Below are 20,597 nucleotides of genomic sequence, written 5' to 3' on the forward strand. Positions count from 1 at the left end.
AAGCCGAGCCTCATCCCTGCATGAAACCCGTCCTGATCATCCGCACCGGCCGTGCCCCGGATCCCATCCGTGCCCGCCACGGCGACTTTCCGCACTGGTTCCGCCTGAGCGCCGGCCTGCAGCCACGGCAGCTGCAAGTTGTCGATGTCGCCAATGGCGAAGCCCTGCCCCCGCCGAAAGAAATCGCCGGAGCCATCATCACGGGTTCGGCAGCCATGGTCACCGAACGGGCGCACTGGAGCGAGCTCACCGCAGGGTGGATCCGCGCTGCCATGGATGTCAGCCTGCCGCTGTTCGGCGTGTGCTATGGCCATCAGTTGATGGCCCATGCCTTGGGCGGCACGGTGGGTTACCTTCCAGGCGGGCGCGAAATAGGTACCCAGCTCATCGAGCTCACCGACGCCGGCAAGCGCGACTCGCTGGCTCACGGCCTTCCACCACACTTTCGGGCGCATACCACGCACGAACAAAGCGTGCTTGAAGCACCTGCGGAAGCAGCCGTGCTCGCCCGCTCGGCCAGGGACCCGCATCAGTGGCTGCGTTATGGTCCGCACGCGCTGAGTGTGCAGTTCCATCCGGAGTTCAACGCCGAGGTGATGCGCGCCTACATCCGGCGCAAGCACTCCGACATGCATCGCGAAGGCAGCGATCCGAAACGCGTGTTCGGCGAAGTCGGCGCCACGCCGCTCGCTCGGCGCCTGTTGCGCCAGTTCGCCAACACCCATCTGCAGAATGGCGGCGCGTTCTGAAACATCAGCCCCGCAGGCGACGCGCTATGCCTTCGCGTGCGAACAGGGCGGACATCACGCCAAACAGGAATCCGCCAATGTGCGCCCACCACACGTAGGCGCCGTAGCTGGGTCCGGCATAGCTGAACAGCAGTTGCAGCAACACCCAGATGCCGATCAGCAGAAAGGCGGGGACCCGGACAAATTCCAGATAGAGACCCAGTGGCAGCACCAGCCCCAGCCGCGCCCGCGGGAACAGTGCCACGTAGGTGCCGACCACGGCCGAGACGGCTCCGCTGCAGCCGATGATTGGCAGCCGCACGCCGGCGAGCGACAGTGCGCCAATCAGATTCGCCACGATGCCGCCCACCGCGAACAGAAGCAGGAAGCGAAACGATCCCAGTGCGCGCTCTCCAGGCAATCCGAAGATCACCAGGAAGAGCAGGTTGCTCAGCAAGTGCAGCCAGGTGACGTGAATGAACAGCGCGGTGAACAGCCGCAACAGGGCCGGATCAGTCAACTGCGGCAGCAGCGCCTCATGGGGATCGAAGATGTTCGCCGGAATCGTGCCCCATTCAAGCAGCAACGAGATCCGCTGCGCCGGGGGCGTCAACGCCAGAACCACGAAGCACAAGACGCAAAACGAAACCACCAGGAGAGTGGCCCAGTGCCAGCGGGGACGGCGCCGCGTTTCCACATGAATGAACAAGAGCCGCTCCTGGCGTGAGGCGCTGACTGGAGAAGGGTTCATCATAGCGATGGAGTGGCCCGGCAACGGTGGCCCCAATGGCAAAACCATCCTTCAAACGTCTCAAAGACGAAAGCCTCCCCGATGGGGGAGGCCTTGTACGATAAAGCCTCTGGCGGTGACCTGTTGCGGGTCGCGATCTGCGATCGCCACCGCAACTGTTCAAACGCGATAAAGACGAAGGCCTCCCCGATGGGGGAGGCCTTCTAGGATAAAGCCCCTGGCGGTGACCTACTCTTGCATGGCAAAGCCACACTACCATCGGCGCATGCGCGTTTCACTTCTGAGTTCGGGATGGGATCAGGTGGGACCACGCCGCTATGGCCGCCAGGGAAGGGGTTGAAGCAGCGCATGGAGCGCCAGCTTCAATCTCTGGGGCAAGGCCCTTTTGAAGAGTCCGCCATGGATGGCGGGTTTTGCTCTTCGTGAGAGGACCTCACGACAAAAATCGTAAACGAGTGACAAGCGTCGAGGTGAAATTCGAATCAGACAAGCTTCGGGGAACGAACGAAGCGTCTTGGGGTTATATGGTCAAGCCTCACGGCTCATTAGTATCAGTTAGCTCAATGCATTGCTGCACTTCCACACCTGACCTATCAACCACCTAGTCTTGATGGTGCCTTAAGGAGAGTCAAGCTCTCGGGAGATCTCATCTTGGGGCGTGCTTCCCGCTTAGATGCTTTCAGCGGTTATCACTTCCGTTCGTAGCTACCGGGCAATGCCATGGGCATGACAACCCGAACACCAGCGGAACGTCCACTCCGGTCCTCTCGTACTAGGAGCAGCCCCCCTCAAATCTCCAACGCCCACGACAGATAGGGACCGAACTGTCTCACGACGTTCTGAACCCAGCTCGCGTACCACTTTAAATGGCGAACAGCCATACCCTTGGGACCGGCTACAGCCCCAGGATGTGATGAGCCGACATCGAGGTGCCAAACACCGCCGTCGATATGAACTCTTGGGCGGTATCAGCCTGTTATCCCCGGAGTACCTTTTATCCGTTGAGCGATGGCCCTTCCATACAGAACCACCGGATCACTATGACCTACTTTCGTACCTGCTTGATCCGTCGATCTCGCAGTCAAGCACGCTTATGCCATTGCACACAGTGCGCGATGTCCGACCGCGCTGAGCGTACCTTCGTGCTCCTCCGTTACTCTTTGGGAGGAGACCGCCCCAGTCAAACTACCCACCATACACGGTCCCTGACCCGGATTACGGGCCGAGGTTAGAACGTCAAGCACTTCAGGGTGGTATTTCAAGGATGGCTCCATGCAAACTGGCGTCTGCACTTCAAAGCCTCCCACCTATCCTACACAGAAGAACTCAACGTTCAGTGTAAAGCTATAGTAAAGGTTCACGGGGTCTTTCCGTCTTGCCGCGGGAACGCTGCATCTTCACAGCGAATTCAATTTCACTGAGTCTCGGGTGGAGACAGCGCCGCTGTCGTTACGCCATTCGTGCAGGTCGGAACTTACCCGACAAGGAATTTCGCTACCTTAGGACCGTTATAGTTACGGCCGCCGTTTACTGGGGCTTCGATCAAGAGCTTCGCCTTGCGGCTGACCCCATCAATTAACCTTCCAGCACCGGGCAGGCGTCACACCCTATACGTCCACTTTCGTGTTTGCAGAGTGCTGTGTTTTTGATAAACAGTCGCAGCGGCCAGGTTACTGCGACCCTTCAACGCTCAGTCACGCATGTGACCACGTCGAAGGGCGCACCTTCTCCCGAAGTTACGGTGCCATTTTGCCTAGTTCCTTCACCCGAGTTCTCTCAAGCGCCTTGGGATTCTCACCCTGCCTACCAGTGTCGGTTTACGGTACGGTTTTTCTTAAGCTGAAGCTTAGTGGCTTTTCCTGGAAGCGTGGTATCAGTCACTTCGCCCAATAGGGCTCGTCTCGGTGCTCGGCATAAAGGGTCCCGGATTTGCCTAAGACCCATGCCTACCGCCTTTCCCCGGGACAACCAACGCCCGGTAGACCTAACCTTCTCCGTCCCCACATCGCACTTAAGAAAAGTGCAGGAATATTAACCTGCTTCCCATCGACTACGCATTTCTGCCTCGCCTTAGGGGCCGACTCACCCTGCGCCGATGAACGTTGCGCGAGGAAACCTTGGGCTTTCGGCGTGGGGGCTTTTCACCCCCATTATCGTTACTCATGTCAGCATTCGCACTTCCGATACCTCCAGCATGCTTTACAACACACCTTCACAGGCTTACGGAACGCTCCTCTACCGCGTACACATAAATGTGCACACCCCGAGCTTCGGTGCATGGCTTAGCCCCGTTAAATCTTCCGCGCAGACCGACTCGACCAGTGAGCTATTACGCTTTCTTTAAAGGATGGCTGCTTCTAAGCCAACCTCCTGGCTGTCTATGCCTTTCCACATCGTTTTCCACTTAGCCATGACTTTGGGACCTTAGCTGCGGGTCTGGGTTGTTTCCCTTTTCACGACGGACGTTAGCACCCGCCGTGTGTCTCCCGGATAGTCTGTCCTGGTATTCGGAGTTTGCCATGGTTTGGTAAGTCGCGATGACCCCCTAGCCATAACAGTGCTCTACCCCCAGGAAGATTCGTCCGAGGCGCTACCTAAATAGCTTTCGAGGAGAACCAGCTATCTCCGAGTTTGTTTAGCCTTTCACTCCTATCCTCAGCTCATCCCCATCTATTGCAACAGATGTGGGTTCGGTCCTCCAGTGCGTGTTACCGCACCTTCAACCTGGCCAAGGATAGATCACTCGGTTTCGGGTCTACTGCCTGAGACTATGCGCCCTATTCAGACTCGATTTCTCTTCGCCTCCCCTATACGGTTAAGCTTGCCACAGACAGTAAGTCGCTGACCCATTATACAAAAGGTACGCAGTCACCCTTGCGGGCTTCCACTGCTTGTACGTATACGGTTTCAGGGTCTATTTCACTCCCCTCTCCGGGGTTCTTTTCGCCTTTCCCTCACGGTACTAGTTCGCTATCGGTCAGTCAGTAGTATTTAGCCTTGGAGGATGGTCCCCCCATGTTCAGACAAGGTTTCACGTGCCCCGCCTTACTCAATTTCACACAAAATGCCTTTTCGTCGACTGGGCTATCACCATCTATGGCCGGGCTTTCCATCCCGTTTGACTAAAACATAATGTGCTTTTGGGCTAGTCCCCGTTCGCTCGTCGCTACTCAGGGAATCTCGGTTGATTTCTTTTCCTCCGGGTACTTAGATATTTCAGTTCCCCGGGTTCGCCCTGCATGGCTATGTATTCACCATGCAGTACTCCTTGCGGAGTGGGTTTCCCCATTCGGACATTGCCGGATCAAAGCTTGTTGCCAGCTCCCCGACACTTTTCGCAGGCTGCCACGTCCTTCATCGCCTCTGACTGCCAAGGCATCCACCGTATACGCTTAGTCGCTTGACCATATAACCCCAAGTCGCCTCGGGGCATGCACCCTCATCAGGTGCAGCCAAGTTACTTCGTTTTCGTGCCTTAACACTTGCCTCGGTTCGGTTTCGAACCAAGACGCTTGTCACTCGTTTACTTGTTTTCAAAGAACATCACGCCGGCCTCAATGCCGGATGATTTCAACAAATCTTGTGTGTGCTGATACTTCACGCGTCAGATCGAACCTTGGTGGAGCCTGTCGGGATCGAACCGACGACCCCCTGCTTGCAAAGCAGGTGCTCTCCCAGCTGAGCTAAGGCCCCAAGGAAACCTTGGCATAATGGTGGGTCTGGGTGGACTCGAACCACCGGCCTCACCCTTATCAGGGGTGCGCTCTAACCACCTGAGCTACAGACCCATGAAGGATGAACCCCAGAACCCGCGAGCCAAACTACCTGGACAAACCGCCTGGGCCCAGATTCGAAGTCGCTGTTGATGAAGAGTCCGTCCATGGATGGACGGTCTTGATCTACGCTCTTCGCGACAGGATGTCGCGTGAAGTACAGGTGTCTTGTGTGGACGTCTTGCGTGATGACTCACGCCGTCTATTACTTGAAAGGAGGTGATCCAGCCGCACCTTCCGATACGGCTACCTTGTTACGACTTCACCCCAGTCATGGACCACTCCGTGGGCGTCGTCCTCCTTGCGGTTAGACTAACGCCTTCTGGAGCAACCCACTCCCATGGTGTGACGGGCGGTGTGTACAAGGCCCGGGAACGTATTCACCGCGGCATAGCTGATCCGCGATTACTAGCGATTCCGACTTCACGGAGTCGAGTTGCAGACTCCGATCCGGACTGGGATCGGCTTTCTGGGATTGGCTCCACCTCGCGGTATTGCAACCCTCTGTACCGACCATTGTAGTACGTGTGTAGCCCTGGCCGTAAGGGCCATGATGACTTGACGTCATCCCCACCTTCCTCCGGTTTGTCACCGGCAGTCTCCTTAGAGTTCCCGACATTACTCGCTGGCAACTAAGGACAAGGGTTGCGCTCGTTGCGGGACTTAACCCAACATCTCACGACACGAGCTGACGACAGCCATGCAGCACCTGTGTTCCGATTCCCGAAGGCACTCCTCGATCTCTCAAGGATTCCGGACATGTCAAGGCCAGGTAAGGTTCTTCGCGTTGCATCGAATTAAACCACATACTCCACCGCTTGTGCGGGCCCCCGTCAATTCCTTTGAGTTTCAGTCTTGCGACCGTACTCCCCAGGCGGCGAACTTAACGCGTTAGCTTCGACACTGATCTCCGAGTTGAGACCAACATCCAGTTCGCATCGTTTAGGGCGTGGACTACCAGGGTATCTAATCCTGTTTGCTCCCCACGCTTTCGTGCTTCAGCGTCAGTGTTGTCCCAGATGGCCGCCTTCGCCACTGATGTTCCTCCCGATCTCTACGCATTTCACCGCTACACCGGGAATTCCACCATCCTCTGACACACTCTAGCTCGCCAGTATCCATCGCCATTCCCAGGTTGAGCCCGGGGATTTCACGACAGACTTAACGAACCGCCTACGCACCCTTTACGCCCAGTAATTCCGATTAACGCTTGCACCCTTCGTATTACCGCGGCTGCTGGCACGAAGTTAGCCGGTGCTTATTCCTCAGGTACCGTCAGCCCCATAGGGTATTAACCCGTGGTATTTCGTTCCTGATAAAAGTGCTTTACAACCCGAGGGCCTTCTTCACACACGCGGCATTGCTGGATCAGGCTTGCGCCCATTGTCCAATATTCCCCACTGCTGCCTCCCGTAGGAGTCTGGGCCGTGTCTCAGTCCCAGTGTGGCTGATCATCCTCTCAGACCAGCTAGCGATCGTCGCCTTGGTAGGCCATTACCCTACCAACTAGCTAATCGCACATCGGTCCGTCCAACCGCGCAAGGCCCGAAGGTCCCCTGCTTTCTCCCGTAGGACGTATGCGGTATTAGCGTAAGTTTCCCTACGTTATCCCCCACGTCTGGGTAGGTCCCGATGCATTACTCACCCGTCCGCCACTCGCCACCCACAGAGCAAGCTCTGCTGTGCTGCCGTTCGACTTGCATGTGTTAGGCATGCCGCCAGCGTTCAATCTGAGCCAGGATCAAACTCTTCACTTAAGTTTTCGACCATGTCATCACCTTGCAGCGATGGATGATCTATCTTTCTGAAGCGTTGTTCCCAACCAATCAAAACTCATTACTGACTTTTTACTTGGTGGGACGCTTGCATTGCTTGGACAGGTCGTGACCCATTCAACACAAGACGTCCACACAATTCACCTGCGCACACTGTCAAAGATCGTTCGCTTGCACCCCGTTTCCGGTTTGCGCCCCAAGACGTTTCGTCCTAGGTGAGCCGCCCATTCTACATCGCTTTTCCTCTCCGTCAACACCCTCGTGAAAGCTTTTTTCGAGGTCCCGGCGGTCCGTCTTGCGACGTTGGGCGACTGCGGGCTGCGAATAATACGATGTGTTTTCGGTTTGGCAAGCGCTTCTTCAGAGAAACCTTGCGGATGTTGCGCAAACCGCTGAGCCGACGCGAAATTTTATTTTCGCGTCCACCGCACACAGCGCTGGAACGACGCCCCGGTCAGCCCTGGACCAACCGCACGCGGGCGAAATTGCGCTTGCCAACCTGCAGTACGCCTTCGAAGCCCGCATGGAAGACCCGCTGCGCATCCTCGACCACCTCGGCATCGATGCGCACCGCACGCTCTTTCAGTTTCCGGCTCGCTTCGGAGTTGCTCGCCGTCAGTCCGGCCGCAGTGAGCAAAGCCCCGAGGCGCAGACCCTCGCCGGGCACGACGACATCCGTCTGCGGCAACAGCGAGGTGTCGCCCTCGCCACGCACCACCGCATGCCAACCGGCGATCGCGAGTTCGGCGGCCGCCGCGTCGTGGAAGCGCGTGGCCAGCTCGCGGGCCAGACGCAGCTTGGCGTCGCGTGGATTCAGTGCACCGCTGGCGATGTCCCGCTTCATCTGGGAAAGCTCGTCCAGCGACACCTCGAAGCTGAGCAATTCGAACCAGCGCCACATCAACTCGTCGCCGATCTTCATCGTCTTGGTGACGATGTCGATGGCCGGCTCGTTGATGCCGATGTAGTTGCCCAGCGACTTGGACATCTTGTTGACGCCGTCCAGCCCCTCCAGCAAGGGCATGGTCAGCACGACCTGCGGCGGTTGGCCGTGGTGCTCCTGCAGCGCGCGCCCCATCAGCAGATTGAACTTCTGGTCGGTGCCGCCGAGCTCGACGTCGCACTTCAGGGCCACCGAGTCGTAGCCCTGCACCAGCGGATACAGGAACTCGTGGATCGCGATCGGCTGCTGCGCCGCGTAGCGCTTGGTGAAGTCGTCGCGCTCGAGCATGCGCGCCACGGTGTGCTGCGCCGCGAGCTTGATCATGTCGGCCGCGCTCATCTTGCCGAACCATTCGGAGTTGAAGCGCAACTCGGTCTTCTCGCGGTCCAGTACCTTGTAGACCTGTTCCGCATAGGTTTCGGCGTTGGCCAGCACGTCTTCCCGGGTCAACGGCTTGCGGGTGACGTTCTTGCCGGTCGGATCGCCAATCATGCCGGTGAAGTCACCGATCAGGAAAATCACCTGGTGCCCCAGGTCCTGGAACTGGCGCATCTTGTTCAGCAATACGGTGTGCCCGAGATGCAGATCCGGTGCCGTCGGATCGAAACCCGCCTTGATCCGCAGTGGACGGCCGATCTTCAGGCGCTCGGCCAGGTCTTCCCGCTTGATGATTTCGTCGGCGCCACGGGCAATGGTGGCCAGCGCCTGCTCAAGCTCGCTCATGTGTTTTCTTTCTCTTCTGGTGAAAAGTGGGCCGCGGCAGACAATGTGACCGTGCCGTCAACGTTAATTGTGTGTTAACAAGGAATGTGTTGCAAACCCTTGATGGGAAAGGCATTGACGCCCTTTACACATGACCGTTATGGTACGCGCAGTTTGTACTTTGTAACGCGGGCGATACAGCATGGCAGAAGAAAAGCAGGGGGCGCGGCAAAACCGCAAGCAGGCGATCTGCCGCAAGGCACAGCGCCGACACTCCAACTTTTACGAACGCTGTGCACATTGGTCGTTCAATCGCTCCGGCGAAATCGAACCGATCCGCTGGCATCGCGAACGCCTGGTGTTGGCCGGTACCGCCCTGCTGATTACCGCCCTGTCCGGCTTCATCATGCCCGCATGGGCCAGCGCCATGCGGCCGGCACCGACACCGGAAGTCCACGCCTTGCTTCCGCTCGCACTGCCCAAGGCGGTGCCGTCCAGCATCACCAGCCCGACCGTGGACGACTGGCAGGTAGTGCGGGTGCAGCCCGGCCAGACGCTCTCCGACATTTTCAACGCACGCGGCCTTGGCATGACGGACCTGCAACGCGTCATGGACGCTGCCGGTTCGGCGAAGTCCGCATTGCACAGCATCCGTCCGGGGCAGGAGTTCGACTTCCTGCTCGGCAGCGACGGCAGCCTGAAGGGTTTTCGTTTCGACCAGGACCAGGCCAGCCGCGCGATCGTTCGACTCGATGGCGCACAGCCGACGCTGGCGATCCAGCAGCGTGACATGGACCTGCGCGAACAGGTCGCCCATGGTGTCATCCGCAGCAGCCTGTATGCCGCCGGCGACCAGGCGGGCATGGACGCGGCGATGGTGGGCAAGCTTGCCGACCTGTTCAAGTACGACATCGACTTCGTGCAGGACATCCGCGTCGGCGACAGCTTCACGGTGATCTACGACGACATCTACCGCGATGGCGTGCGTTACGGCCAGGGCAACATCATCGCCGCCGAGTTCATCAACCAGGACAAGCGCTACACCGCGTACCGCTTCAAGAAGGCCGACGGCAGCTACGGCTGGTACAGCGAGGACGGCCGGCCGATCCAGAAGTCGTTCCTGCGCATCCCGGTCGACTTCACCCGGATCTCCTCGAAGTTCACCACGGCACGGCTGCACCCGATCCTCGGTCGCATGCGCGCGCACAAAGGCGTCGATTACGCCGCTCCAAGCGGCACGCCGATCCACGCAGCCGGCGATGGCGTCATCAAGTATCACGGCTGGGAGCGCGGCTACGGCAACTTCGTGGTGATCCAGCACGACAAGACCATCAGCACTGCGTACGGCCACATGTCGCGTTTCGTGAAGGGCCAGCACGTGGGTGAGCGCGTGCGCCAGGGCGAAGTGATCGGCTACGTGGGCATGACAGGGTTGGCCACCGGCCCGCACCTGCACTACGAGTTCCGCGTCAACGGCCAGCAGCGCAATCCGCAGACGGTTACCCTGCCGAAGCCCGAGCCCTTGCCCGCCGCGCAAATGGCGCGCTTCAAGGCTGACGTGGTCAAGCCGCAGCTGGCCCGCCTCACCGAACTGGACTCGCGCATCAGGCTGGCTCGCGCCAGCACGCCTGCCAACCACGACAACTGAGCATCCCATCCGTGGATGACGATGCGTCGGCGACTTATCTCGGGCTGATTTCCGGCACCAGCGCAGACAGCATCGACAGCGTGCTGGTCAGCTTCCACCGCGGCATGCCGCAGTTGCTGGCCAGTCACTCGCACCCCTGGCCCGGCGCGTTGCGCGAGCGGATGCTCGCCCTGGCGCAAGGCGAGAGCGCACCGGATCTGGACGCGCTGGGACGACTGGACGTGGAGATCGCCCACGGCTTCGCCGAAGCGGCGCTGGAGCTGCTCGAGCGCAGCGGCACGCCGGCGTCGGCTGTCCGCGCGATCGGCTCCCATGGCCAGACCTTGCGTCATCGGCCCGGCGGCGATTATCCGTTCACCCTGCAGCTGGGCGACCCCAGCGTCATCGCCGAGCGCTGCCGTATCGATGTGGTGGCGGATTTTCGTCGCGCCGACATCGCCGCCGGCGGGCAGGGCGCACCACTGCTGCCTGCCGTGCACGCGATGCTGCTGGCCCGACCGGGACACGCGCGGGTCGTGCTGAATCTGGGCGGCATCGCCAACATCACCGTGCTCGGCGCCGATGGCAGCGTGCTCGGCTTCGACACCGGCCCGGCCAATGGCCTGCTCGACGCGTGGTGCCTGCGCCAGCGCGGCGAGTCGTTCGATCGGGATGGCGGGTATGCGGCCAGCGGCCAAGCCGACGAGGCCCTGCTCGCGCAGCTGCTGGACGACCCCTACTTTGCGCTGGCGCCACCCAAGAGCACCGGCCGCGAATACTTCCACCTGGACTGGCTCGCAACCCATTTGCGGCTGGCGGCGCTGCAACCGGCCGACGTGCAGGCCACCTTGCTGGAGCTGACCGCGCGCAGTGTCGCCGCGGCGATCACGCAACACGCGCCGGATGCCCGCGAAGTCCTGGCCTGCGGCGGCGGCGTCCACAACGGCGCGCTGATGCGGCGGCTGACGGAGCTGCTGGCGCCCCGGGCGCTTCTCAGCACTTCGCGTTACGGCGTCGACCCCGACTTCCTGGAAGCAACCGCCTTCGCCTGGCTGGCGCGACAGCGGCTGCTGGGATTGCCGGGCAACCTTCCGTCGGTCACCGGCGCACGCGGTCCCCGCGTGCTGGGTGCCATCTATTCCGCGCCGGCGGCCGGTTCGTCGTAACGAATCCGCTCCGGAGCCAGCTGGGTCGGCCGGGTATGCGCCAGCGCGCGCAGGGCTTCCTGGAACACGCCCTGTTCGGCATCTTCCCAGTGCCCGTCGAGGCTGCCGAAGGCGTCGGGGTCGCGCTGGCTTTCGCTGAAGTGGTGAGCCACCGAGATGCCCAGTCCGCTGCGCAATGCCTGCAGCATCACGTCGTTGATGGAGCAGTGGCGATGTTTGGCCAACGCCCTGATGCGCTCGGTGAGCAGGCTGTCGACGTGCTGCAAGATCATGTCCGGCACAAGCGTCACTCCATGTTACACATGCCCTGTACCACCGATGTTTGCATAGCCATCAGCGGGCAGGGCGCCGGAAGCAGGAATCCGTGGACTGCTTCGCAGTCCGCTTGTGCGCGTTGTCGCGTACGGGCCCGTGGGACAGGCCTTGTCTTCAGTTGCCCGATTCGTTCGCCAGCCGTTCGCGCTCGGCGCCGCGGAAATACCGCCACAGCCACGCGAACAGCATCATCGACGGCAGCACGGCCAGCACGGTGATCACGAAGTAGCCGCCGTATCCGGTGGCGGTGGCGATGCCGCCGGCGAAGAATCCGAGCAGTTTGCCGGGCAGGTTCACCAACGAACTAAGCAGCGCGTACTGGGTCGCCGTGTGCTGCCGGTTGACCAGGGAGGAGAGGAACGCCACGGTCGGCGGACCCAGCATGCCCAGGGTGAGGTTCTCGCCGGAAATCACCAGGGTCAGCACCAGCAGGTTGCCGGGGTGGGCGATCAACAGCAGGTACAACAGGTTGCTGCAGCCGCACAGCACGATGGTGACGCCCAGCGGCCGCCAGGCGCCCCAGCGGGCTACTGCCGCGCCGCCGAGAAACACGCCGACAATGCCGATCCAGATGCCGTAGATCTTGGTGATCGTGCCGATCTCGGTCTTGGAGAAACCCATGTCGCGGTAGAACGGGCTCATGATGCCGCCGATGGTCGCCTGCTCCGGCATCTTGAACAGCAGCAGGAACAGCAGCGTCACCAGGGCAAGCACCCAGCCGTAGCGGCGGAAGAAATCGGCGAACGGATCGATCACGCTTTCGCGCATGGCATCGCGCCAGCGCGCGGCACGCACCCGCAACACCTCGGGTTCCCGCGCCATCAAGGTTGTCGCCACGGGCACCGCCATCGCCAGCGCCATCAGCGCATAGACCGTCCGCCATGGCAGGTGGTCGGCCAGGATCAGCGCCACCGCACCGGCCAGCAGCAGACCGATCCGGTAACCCAGCGAGTAAGTCGCCACCAGCGCGCCCTGCGCTTCGATCGGAGCGATCTCGATCCGGTAGGCATCCACCGCGATGTCCTGGGTGGCGCCGAAGAAGGCCACCACCAGCGTGGCCACCACGAACAGGGGCAGTTGCGCCGGCGTCAACAGCGCCATGGCGAGCAGCCCGATCACCACGCCCAGTTGCGCGAACAGCAACCAGCCACGGCGCTGCCCTAGCCGGGCGAAGCCGGGAATCCGGCCATGGTCGAGCAGGGGTGCCCAGACAAACTTGAACGCATAGGTCATGCCGGCGCTGGCGATCATCGTGATGTCCGCCAGCTTGATCCCGTTTTCCTTCAGCCAGTACGCCAGCGTGCCGGCCACCAGCAGGAAGGGCAGCCCCGAGGAGAAGCCGAGCAGGAACATCGTCCACGCCGCCGGCTGGGCGAACGCCCGCCAGACCGACGGCTTCGCCGGCTTGGGCGCGCCCGACTCAGTCGGCATAGTCGACGATGTAAGGCGCGTGATCGGAGAAGCGCTGGTCGCGATAGATCGAGCACGCCTGCATGCGCTCGCGCAGCGACGGCGTGCAGACCTGGTAGTCGATCCGCCAACCCACGTTGTTCGCGCGCGCCTGGCCACGGTTCGACCACCAGGTGTATTCGACCGCCTCGGGCTTGATCGCGCGGAAACTGTCGACCCAGCCGCGCTGCTGGAACAGCAGGTCCAGCCACGCGCGCTCCTGCGGCAGGCAGCCGGAGTTCTTCTGGTTGGATGCCCAGTTCTTGATGTCGTTCTTCGTGTGCACGATGTTCCAGTCGCCGCAGATCACGTAGTCGCGGCCGCTCTTCAGCCACTGGTCGAAGATCGGCGTGATCCACTCCATCGCCTTGAACTTGAACTGCTGGCGCTCGTCACCGGAGGAACCGGACGGGAAATACAGCGAGACCACGCTGAGGTTGCCGAAGCGCGCCTCGATGTAGCGGCCCTCGTTGTCGAATTCGTCCCAGCCCAGTTCGGTCAGCACCTGGTCGGGCTCGCGCCTGGCGTAGATCGCCACGCCGCTGTAACCCTTCTTGCTGCTGGCGTCGCGGTAGAAGCAGTGATGGCCGTCCGGGCGGAACATCGGGTCGCTCAGCTGGTTTTCCTGCGCCTTGGTTTCCTGCAGGCAGACCACGTCCGCGTCCTGCGTGCGCAGCCAGTCGAACACGCCCTTGGTGGCGGCCGAGCGGATGCCGTTGGCATTGAGGCTGATGATGCGCATGGATGCTCCCGAAGCGGATGGGCCATCATAACAAGCCTGTCTTCCGGGCTCGCCATCGGCATCACCGGGACACCGGCTGTACCATGGCGCCCGCCACGCGTTCCGCGGCCTGTGGAACACGCTGCATCGAAACCGACCTGGGCGAGACGAACATGCACGATTACCAACGCGACTTCATCGAACTGGCCTTGCAGCGCGAGGTGCTGCGCTTTGGCGAGTTCACCCTGAAGTCCGGACGCCAGAGCCCGTACTTCTTCAACATGGGCCGGATCGATTCCGGGGCCGCGCTGGCCCAGCTCGGCCGCGCCTACGCTGCCGCGCTGGTGAATGCCGACCTGCCGGTGGACATGCTGTTCGGCCCGGCCTACAAGGGCATCGCGCTGGCCGCCGCCACCGCCATCGCGCTGGCCGAGCAGCATCGGCGCGACCTGCCCTGGGCGTACAACCGCAAGGAAGCCAAGGAACACGGCGAGGGCGGCGTGCTGGTCGGCGCCCCGCTCCAGGGTCGCGTGCTGATCGTCGATGACGTGATGACCGCCGGCACCGCGGTGCGCGAATCGCTGGCGCTGATCCGCGCCCACGGCGCCACGCCCGCCGGCGTGCTGATCGCGCTGGACCGGCAGGAACGCGGCCTAGGCCAGCGCTCGGCCGCCCAGGAAGTGGCTGCCGATCACGGCATTCCGGTCATCGCGATCACCAGCCTCGACGACGTGCTGGCCTACGCCGGCGAGCACCCGCAACTGACCGCCGAACACGCCCGATTGCTGGCCTATCGGCAGCAGTACGGGGTTCAGCCTTGAGTTCAGCCCCGGCCCATAGACTGCAACGACACCGGTCACAGTAGTCGCCATTGCCCGCGCATCCCGCCGGGCAGCGGCTAGCCAGTGCGACCGGCGCGGCTATACTGGCCGGCAAGAGGGAAATCCATGCGTAGACCACTGCTCATCATTGCTGCCATCGTGCTGTGCGCGAGCGCTTCGGCGCACGCGCAGAACACCGGCCTTCGCTACAAATGGCACGACGGCCAGGGCCTGGTGCATTTCAGCGACAGCCTCACCACCGAGGCGATGAAGTACGGCTACGAACTGGTCAACGATCGTGGCCTGGTGGTGCAACGGGTGTCGCGCCAGCTGAACGCGCAGGAGCGGGCGGCCGCCAACAAGCTGGCCGCCGAACAGGCCGCGAAGGACCGCGCCATCCAAGAGCGCGCTAACGCCGACGCGCAGATGCTGTCGGCCTATCCCGACGAAGAGTCCTATCAGATCTCGCTGCAGCAGGCGCTGGACACCTACGATCAGCAGATCAACACGACGCGGATCAACCTGCGCAGCCAGGAGAAGGCGCTGACCGACCTGCTCGGCCGCGCCGCCGACATCGAGAACGGCAAGGAAACCGTGCCGAAAGCCCTGGTCGACAACATCGCCAGGCAGCGCAACGTGGTGGCCTCGCTGCGCGATACCCTGCAGCGCCAGCAGGCGGCGCGTGCGCAGTCCGTACGGCAGCAGACCCAGCTGATGGCGCATTACCGCGAGGTCAAGGCCGCCCAGGACAAGGAGCGCTCGGGCGAGTAGGAAGCTCCGGGCCGCACGTTCCACTTCGCGGCATTGCAGCGCCCCGCCCTACGGGAAGGGCAGCTTCAACCTGGGGTCCACCGCGAGCAGCTGCTTGCGGAACACCTGCTCGATGCGAGTCAACGCGGCTGCGTTGTCCGCCTCGAAGCGCAACACCAGCGCCGGCGTGGTGTTCGATGCACGCACCAGACCCCAGCCGTCGGGCCAGTCGGCGCGCACGCCGTCGATCGTGATCAGGGTGGCGTCCTCGAACGTCGCCTGCTGGCGCAGCTTGTCCATAAACCGGTAGTGCTCGCCTTCGGCCAGCTCGACCTTCAGCTCCGGCGTGGAGACGCTCTTGGGCAAGGTCGCGAAGACCTCTGCCGGGCTGCGCCCCTGCAGGTCGCCGGCAAGGATTTCCAGAAGTCGCGCGGCGGCGTAGATGCCGTCGTCGAAGCCGTACCAGCGCTCCTTGAAGAAGAAGTGCCCGCTCATCTCGCCGGCCAGCTCCGCCCCGGTCTCGCGCATCTTCGCCTTGATCAGCGAATGACCGGTGCGCCACATCAGCGGACTGCCGCCGGCGTCGAGCACCTGGCCCTTCAGGTGGCTGGTGCATTTCACGTCGTAGATGACGGTGGCGCCGGGCTGGCGCGACAGCACGTCACGCGCGAACAGCATCAACAGGCGATCCGGATAGATGATCTCGCCGGACTGGGTGACCACGCCGAGGCGGTCGCCGTCACCGTCGAACGCCACGCCAAGATCGGCGCCGGTCTGCCTGACGGCGAGGATGAGATCTTCCAGGTTGGCCGGGTCGGACGGGTCCGGATGATGGTTCGGGAAGCTGCCGTCGACATCGCAGTACAGCGGCACCACCTCGCAGCCGATACCTTCCAGCACCTGCGGCGCGATCGCCCCCGGAATGCCGTTGCCGCAGTCGACGACGATCTTCAGACGACGCTCGGCCAGCACGTCGGAGACGATCTTCTCGATGTAATCCGGCGCCACGTCGACCTGGCGCAGCCCGCCGGAGCCGCCACTGGCCAGCGCGCCACTGGCGATGCGCTGGTACAGGTCCTGGATCGCACCCTCGGACAGGGTCTCGCCACCGACCACGATCTTGAAGCCGTTGTAGTCCGGCGGGTTGTGGCTGCCGGTCACGGCCACGCCGCAACCGGTATTGAAGCGATAGGCCGCGTAATACACCACCGGCGTGGGCACCGCGCCGATGTCGATCACGTCGATGCCGGCGTCGCGCAGGCCGTCGGCCAGCGCAGCGGCGAGCTGCGGACCGGACAACCGGCCATCGCGGCCAACCACGATTTCGCGCAGGCCCTTCTCGTCCATCAGCGTGCCGATCGACTGGCCGAGCAGGCGCGCCACGTCCGCGTTCAAGGTCTTGCCGACCACGCCACGGATGTCATAGGCACGGAAGATGGCGGGGTCCACGCTGGTCGCCGCGGGCACCGGGGCGGCCGCTGGCGGCGGCGACGGAGCTGCCGGCGAAGTGCGGGGCCGCCTCGCCGTTTCCGGGGCGGCAGGCACGGGTGTAGCCAGCGGCAACTCATCCTCCTGCGGCTCTACCAGCACCTGCTGGCGACGCAGACGCAGCCAGCTCAGGTAGCCGCCACCGCCAAGCCCGAGCAGGGCCAGCAGCGCACTCAGGATCACCGAGCGTGGCAATACGATGAACGCCCGGGGAAGACCGACGCCCACGCTGAAGGCGCTGCCGGCGACCGGCTTGCCGGTGGTCTCGATCTCGGCCGAGTTCGAACCGTTGGAAAACAGCTGGATGTAGCCACTGTCGTCGCCCTGGCGCAGCTCCAGCCGGCCACCGGCCGGCGAGATGGCGTCGAAGCGCTGCTTCATCGGCGCGAACGGCAGTTCGACCCACGCCCACGCCTGGGTCTGTTGCGGCAGGCCCAGCGGAATCACCAGGCTCAACCGGCGATCCCCGCTGCCGTAGGAAACACTCTGTGCCGGCGGCAACCCGTCGGCACTCTGCGCCGCCATCAACTGGGCGGCCTTGGCATAACCGAATTCACGGTAGTTCGCGCGCAACACCTCGGCCAGGTCACCGCTGTACAACTCGAGCTTCCGGGCCTGGGGCAACTGCTGGCGCAGCGCGGCGGCGGATTGCGCCGGGTCGCTCATCAGGGTGGTCGGGTCCACCCCGGCCAGCACCTTCTCGATCGAGCGGCGCTGGTTGACGATCTCCTCGGACATCGCCCTGACCGCCTGGTCCTGGGCCTGGTGCACCCGATCGATCGCATCGCCCTCGTCGGCGATCAGCCAGGTCTGCCAGACGCAGAACAGGCCCACCAGCAGCAGCACGGTGGCGCCGACGAGCGGCAACAGGGTCGACCAGTCGACCCTGAGGTTGCTCAAGCGCTCTTTTGCGATGTTCAACGCCATTTCCGCCCCCGCGGCTGAAGCTGCAAGCCGGTTCGGTCCATCCCGAACCGGCTCGTCGATCTATCGGATACCGGTCGAGCCGAAACCGCCCTCGCCACGCTGGCTGGCTGCGAACTCGGTGACCACATGCAGTCGCGCCTGCGCCACCGGCACCAGCAGCAACTGTGCGATGCGGTCGCCCACGGCGATGGTGTAGGACTCGCGCCCGCGATTCCAGCACGAAATCATCAACGGCCCCTGGTAGTCGGCGTCGATCACCCCGACCAGGTTGCCCATCACCAGCCCATGCTTGTGACCCAGGCCCGAGCGCGGCACGATCAGCGCGCACCAGCCGGGGTCATCGATATGGATCGCGATGCCGCTGGGCACCAGCGCGCTTTCGCCCGGCGCCAGGGTCAGCGGCTGCTCCAGCGCGGCGCGCAGGTCCATCCCCGCGCTGCCCGCGGTCGCCGCCTGCGGCAGCGGGATGCTGTCGCCCAGGCGCGGATCGAGGATCTTCATCGCCACATCGATGTTCATGCACGGGTGGCCCGGTAACGCTCCGCCACCCGGGCGACCAGCTGGCGCGCCAGCTCCGTCTTCGCCGCTCGCGGCAACTCGATCGAACCGTCGGCCCAGTAGAGCGTCAACGCATTGTCGGCCGCCTCGAAACCGAGGCCACCGCCCACCTGATTCGCCGCAATCATGTCCAGCCCCTTGTGGCGCAGCTTGCCCTGCGCATACGTGGCCACATCATGCGTCTCCGCGGCAAATCCGACCAGGAACGGGTGCGCGGTTTGCGCCGAAAGGCTGGCCAGGATGTCCGGATTCTCATCGAGATGCAGGACCAGCTCGCCGCCGTCGCGCTTCTTGAGCTTCTGCGCCGACACTTCCTGCGGGCGGTAATCGCCCACCGCGGCCGCACCGATATAGACGTCCGCATGGGTCGCCGCCTCGATCACCGCCGCATGCATCTGCGCCGCGCTGCGCACATCCACCCGCCGATGCACGCCCGCCGGCGTGGCCAGGCTGACCGGTCCGGCCACCAGGGTCACCTCGGCGCCGGCCGCGACTGCGGCGGCAGCCACGGCGAAGCCCATCTGGCCCGAACTGCGATTGCCGATGAAACGCACCGGATCGATGTCTTCATAGGTCGGCCCGGCGCTCACCACCACCTTGAGGCCGGCCAGGCAGCGATCGCCGAACGAGGCCAGCAGGGCATCGCGCAGCTCGTGTGGTTCCAGCATGCGCCCGCTGCCGACGTCGCCGCAGGCCTGGTCGCCCACCGCCGGCCCCAGCATGTGGGCGCCGTGCCGGCGCAAGGTCGCCATGTTCGCCTGCACCGCCGGGTGCGCCCACATCTGCTGGTTCATCGCCGGCGCCAGGTACAGCGGCGCGGCGCTGGCCAGGCACAGCGTGGTCAGCAGGTCGTCGGCCATGCCGTGGGCCAGGCGCGCCAGCAGATCGGCACTGGCCGGCGCCACCAGGATGCGTTCGGCCCAGCGCGCCAGCTCGATGTGGCCCATCGCGGCCTCGGCCTGGGCGTCCCACAGGCTCACCCGCACCGGCTGTCCGGACAGCGCCTGGAAGGTGGTCGGACTGACGAAATGCGTGGCGCCCTCGGTCATCACCACGCGCACCTCGGCGTCGAGGTCACGCAGCCGGCGAACCAGCTCGCAGGACTTGTAGGCGGCGATGCCGCCGGACACTCCCAGCAGGATGCGGCGTTGGGCAAGACTCATATGTAAGGCGGGCCTGACAGTCGGGCAGTGGCCTAGCTTACCGGATTCATCCCCGCCCACCGCTGCCTGCTGCAGGCCTGCTCCGGCAACGTCCGTGCATGAGCATTCGCGACTGGCCCGAGGGCGAACGTCCCCGTGAAAAACTGCTGGCGCGCGGCAGCTCCGCGCTGTCCGATGCCGAGCTGCTGGCGGTGCTGCTGGGCAGCGGCAGCCGCGGCAAGGATGCGCTGGCGCTGGGCCGCGAGCTGCTTGCCAACGCGGGCAGCCTGGGCGCGCTGCTGGCGCGCCCGGAACAGCAGATCCGGGTCGGCGGACTGGGCCCGGCGAAGCGTTCGCGCATCGCCGCGGCGCTGGAACTGGCCCGGCGCAGCCTGGCCGAACAACTGCAGGACAAGCCCAGCTTGGGCAATCCGCGCGACAGCGGCGACTTCCTGCGCGCGCGCCTGCGCCACCTGCCTTACGAGGTGTTCGGCTGCCTCTATCTGGACAACCGCCACCGCGTACTCGCCTTCGAGGAGTTGTTCCGGGGCACGGTCGACGGCGCCAGCGTGCACCCGCGCGAGGTCGTGCGCGCCTGCCTGCAGCACAACGCCTGCGCCGTGATCCTTGCGCACAACCATCCTTCCGGCGTGGCCGAGCCCAGCGCCGCCGATCGGGCCATCACCCATGAATTACGCAACGCGCTGCAACTCGTCGGCGTGCGGGTGCTCGATCACCTGGTGATCGGCAGCGGCGAACCGGTATCGATGGCCGCTCGCGGCCTGATCTGAACGGGCGCGTCTGCCAGGCATCGGTCCACAAAAAGACGGCGTGGCAAGAGCCACGCCGTGAGGCCGATTGGAGAGTGAGGAGAGAGCGGCATCTCCGTTTGCCAGGATCTGGAGGGGAGGTCATCTCATGGCCTGGCCAGTGTCGCAGCGCCGCATGACAGGGCGATGAC

The 20,597-nt window shown here is 63.3% G+C and carries 14 protein-coding genes, 2 tRNA genes and 3 rRNA genes; 6 read left to right on the forward strand and 13 right to left on the reverse strand.

The genetic code is table 11. The features are described from left to right. The first annotated feature begins 20 nt into the window (after window positions 1-20). Window positions 21-749 carry a glutamine amidotransferase gene (locus I6J77_RS17075; protein WP_204109960.1) on the forward strand — a complete coding sequence of 243 codons (729 nt, stop codon included), beginning with the start codon at window positions 21-23 and terminating at the stop codon, window positions 747-749. A 4-nt stretch (window positions 750-753) separates the two neighbouring features. On the opposite strand, the gene I6J77_RS17080 is transcribed toward I6J77_RS17075, so the two are convergent. The 7 genes from I6J77_RS17080 to tyrS all read right to left on the reverse strand — a co-directional run bounded on the left by I6J77_RS17080 (window position 754) and on the right by tyrS (window position 8,693). Continuing rightward, on the reverse strand, window positions 754-1,437 hold the full coding sequence (locus tag I6J77_RS17080; RefSeq protein ID WP_204109961.1) for a rhomboid family intramembrane serine protease: 684 nt from the start codon (window positions 1,435-1,437) through the stop codon (window positions 754-756). A 257-nt stretch (window positions 1,438-1,694) separates the two neighbouring features. Continuing rightward, window positions 1,695-1,808: ribosomal RNA gene (rrf, locus tag I6J77_RS17085) — 5S ribosomal RNA — on the reverse strand. Between the two features lie 195 nt (window positions 1,809-2,003). Further along, window positions 2,004-4,885: ribosomal RNA gene (locus I6J77_RS17090) — 23S ribosomal RNA — on the reverse strand. 211 nt (window positions 4,886-5,096) lie between these two features. Continuing rightward, window positions 5,097-5,172: transfer RNA gene (locus I6J77_RS17095), tRNA-Ala, on the reverse strand. A gap of 18 nt (window positions 5,173-5,190) precedes the next feature. Beyond that, window positions 5,191-5,267: transfer RNA gene (locus I6J77_RS17100), tRNA-Ile, on the reverse strand. A gap of 197 nt (window positions 5,268-5,464) precedes the next feature. After that, window positions 5,465-7,009, reverse strand: a 16S ribosomal RNA gene (locus I6J77_RS17105). Together the 16S, 23S and 5S rRNA genes with 2 tRNA genes alongside form the textbook arrangement of a ribosomal RNA operon. Window positions 7,010-7,481: 472 nt before the next feature. Then, complete coding sequence (tyrS, locus tag I6J77_RS17110; protein WP_204109962.1) at window positions 7,482-8,693, reverse strand: tyrosine--tRNA ligase; 1,212 nt, start codon at window positions 8,691-8,693, stop codon at window positions 7,482-7,484. 181 nt (window positions 8,694-8,874) lie between these two features. On the opposite strand from tyrS, the gene I6J77_RS17115 reads away from it, so the two are divergent. Next, window positions 8,875-10,320 (forward strand): OapA family protein, encoded by a 1,446-nt coding sequence (locus I6J77_RS17115; protein ID WP_204109963.1) that lies wholly within the window; start codon window positions 8,875-8,877, stop codon window positions 10,318-10,320. An 11-nt stretch (window positions 10,321-10,331) separates the two neighbouring features. After that, the gene (locus tag I6J77_RS17120; protein ID WP_204109964.1) at window positions 10,332-11,465 is read left to right on the forward strand and encodes an anhydro-N-acetylmuramic acid kinase; all 1,134 of its coding nucleotides are present in this window, start codon (window positions 10,332-10,334) and stop codon (window positions 11,463-11,465) included. On the opposite strand, the gene I6J77_RS17125 is transcribed toward I6J77_RS17120, so the two are convergent. From I6J77_RS17125 to I6J77_RS17135, 3 genes are all read right to left on the reverse strand, one after another. Then, window positions 11,435-11,737 carry a hypothetical protein gene (locus I6J77_RS17125; RefSeq protein ID WP_235577737.1) on the reverse strand — a complete coding sequence of 101 codons (303 nt, stop codon included), beginning with the start codon at window positions 11,735-11,737 and terminating at the stop codon, window positions 11,435-11,437. The genes I6J77_RS17120 and I6J77_RS17125 overlap by 31 nt on opposite strands. Window positions 11,738-11,894: 157 nt before the next feature. After that, the gene (locus I6J77_RS17130; protein ID WP_056764552.1) at window positions 11,895-13,133 is read right to left on the reverse strand and encodes an MFS transporter; all 1,239 of its coding nucleotides are present in this window, start codon (window positions 13,131-13,133) and stop codon (window positions 11,895-11,897) included. Between the two features lie 67 nt (window positions 13,134-13,200). Continuing rightward, complete coding sequence (locus I6J77_RS17135) at window positions 13,201-13,971, reverse strand: exodeoxyribonuclease III (RefSeq protein WP_204109965.1); 771 nt, start codon at window positions 13,969-13,971, stop codon at window positions 13,201-13,203. Window positions 13,972-14,123: 152 nt separating this feature from the next. Here I6J77_RS17135 and pyrE point away from each other — a divergent pair, with 152 nt between their 5' ends. Next, window positions 14,124-14,771, forward strand: a complete 648-nt coding sequence (gene pyrE / locus I6J77_RS17140; protein WP_204109966.1) for an orotate phosphoribosyltransferase — start codon at window positions 14,124-14,126, stop codon at window positions 14,769-14,771. Window positions 14,772-14,897: 126 nt separating this feature from the next. After that, a complete protein-coding gene (locus tag I6J77_RS17145) occupies window positions 14,898-15,542 on the forward strand; it encodes a DUF4124 domain-containing protein (RefSeq protein WP_204109967.1) in 645 nt (214 codons plus the stop codon). A gap of 48 nt (window positions 15,543-15,590) precedes the next feature. Here the strand turns inward: I6J77_RS17145 and I6J77_RS17870 are convergent, their stop codons facing one another. The 3 genes from I6J77_RS17870 to coaBC are packed head-to-tail and all read right to left on the reverse strand — an operon-like array spanning window position 15,591 to window position 19,657. After that, window positions 15,591-17,936 (reverse strand): phosphomannomutase/phosphoglucomutase, encoded by a 2,346-nt coding sequence (locus I6J77_RS17870; protein ID WP_239309084.1) that lies wholly within the window; start codon window positions 17,934-17,936, stop codon window positions 15,591-15,593. Between the two features lie 60 nt (window positions 17,937-17,996). Beyond that, complete coding sequence (dut, locus tag I6J77_RS17155; protein WP_056715797.1) at window positions 17,997-18,455, reverse strand: dUTP diphosphatase; 459 nt, start codon at window positions 18,453-18,455, stop codon at window positions 17,997-17,999. Continuing rightward, entirely contained in the window at window positions 18,452-19,657 is a 1,206-nt protein-coding gene (gene coaBC / locus I6J77_RS17160) for a bifunctional phosphopantothenoylcysteine decarboxylase/phosphopantothenate--cysteine ligase CoaBC (protein WP_204109968.1), read from the reverse strand. The genes dut and coaBC overlap by 4 nt, the downstream gene beginning before the upstream one ends. Before the next feature lie 98 nt (window positions 19,658-19,755). Between coaBC and radC the strand changes: the two genes are divergently transcribed. Further along, complete coding sequence (gene radC, locus I6J77_RS17165; RefSeq protein ID WP_204109969.1) at window positions 19,756-20,427, forward strand: DNA repair protein RadC; 672 nt, start codon at window positions 19,756-19,758, stop codon at window positions 20,425-20,427. Window positions 20,428-20,597 lie beyond the last annotated feature (170 nt).

This window comes from Rhodanobacter sp. FDAARGOS 1247 (assembly GCF_016889805.1).
GTDB lineage: Bacteria > Pseudomonadota > Gammaproteobacteria > Xanthomonadales > Rhodanobacteraceae > Rhodanobacter.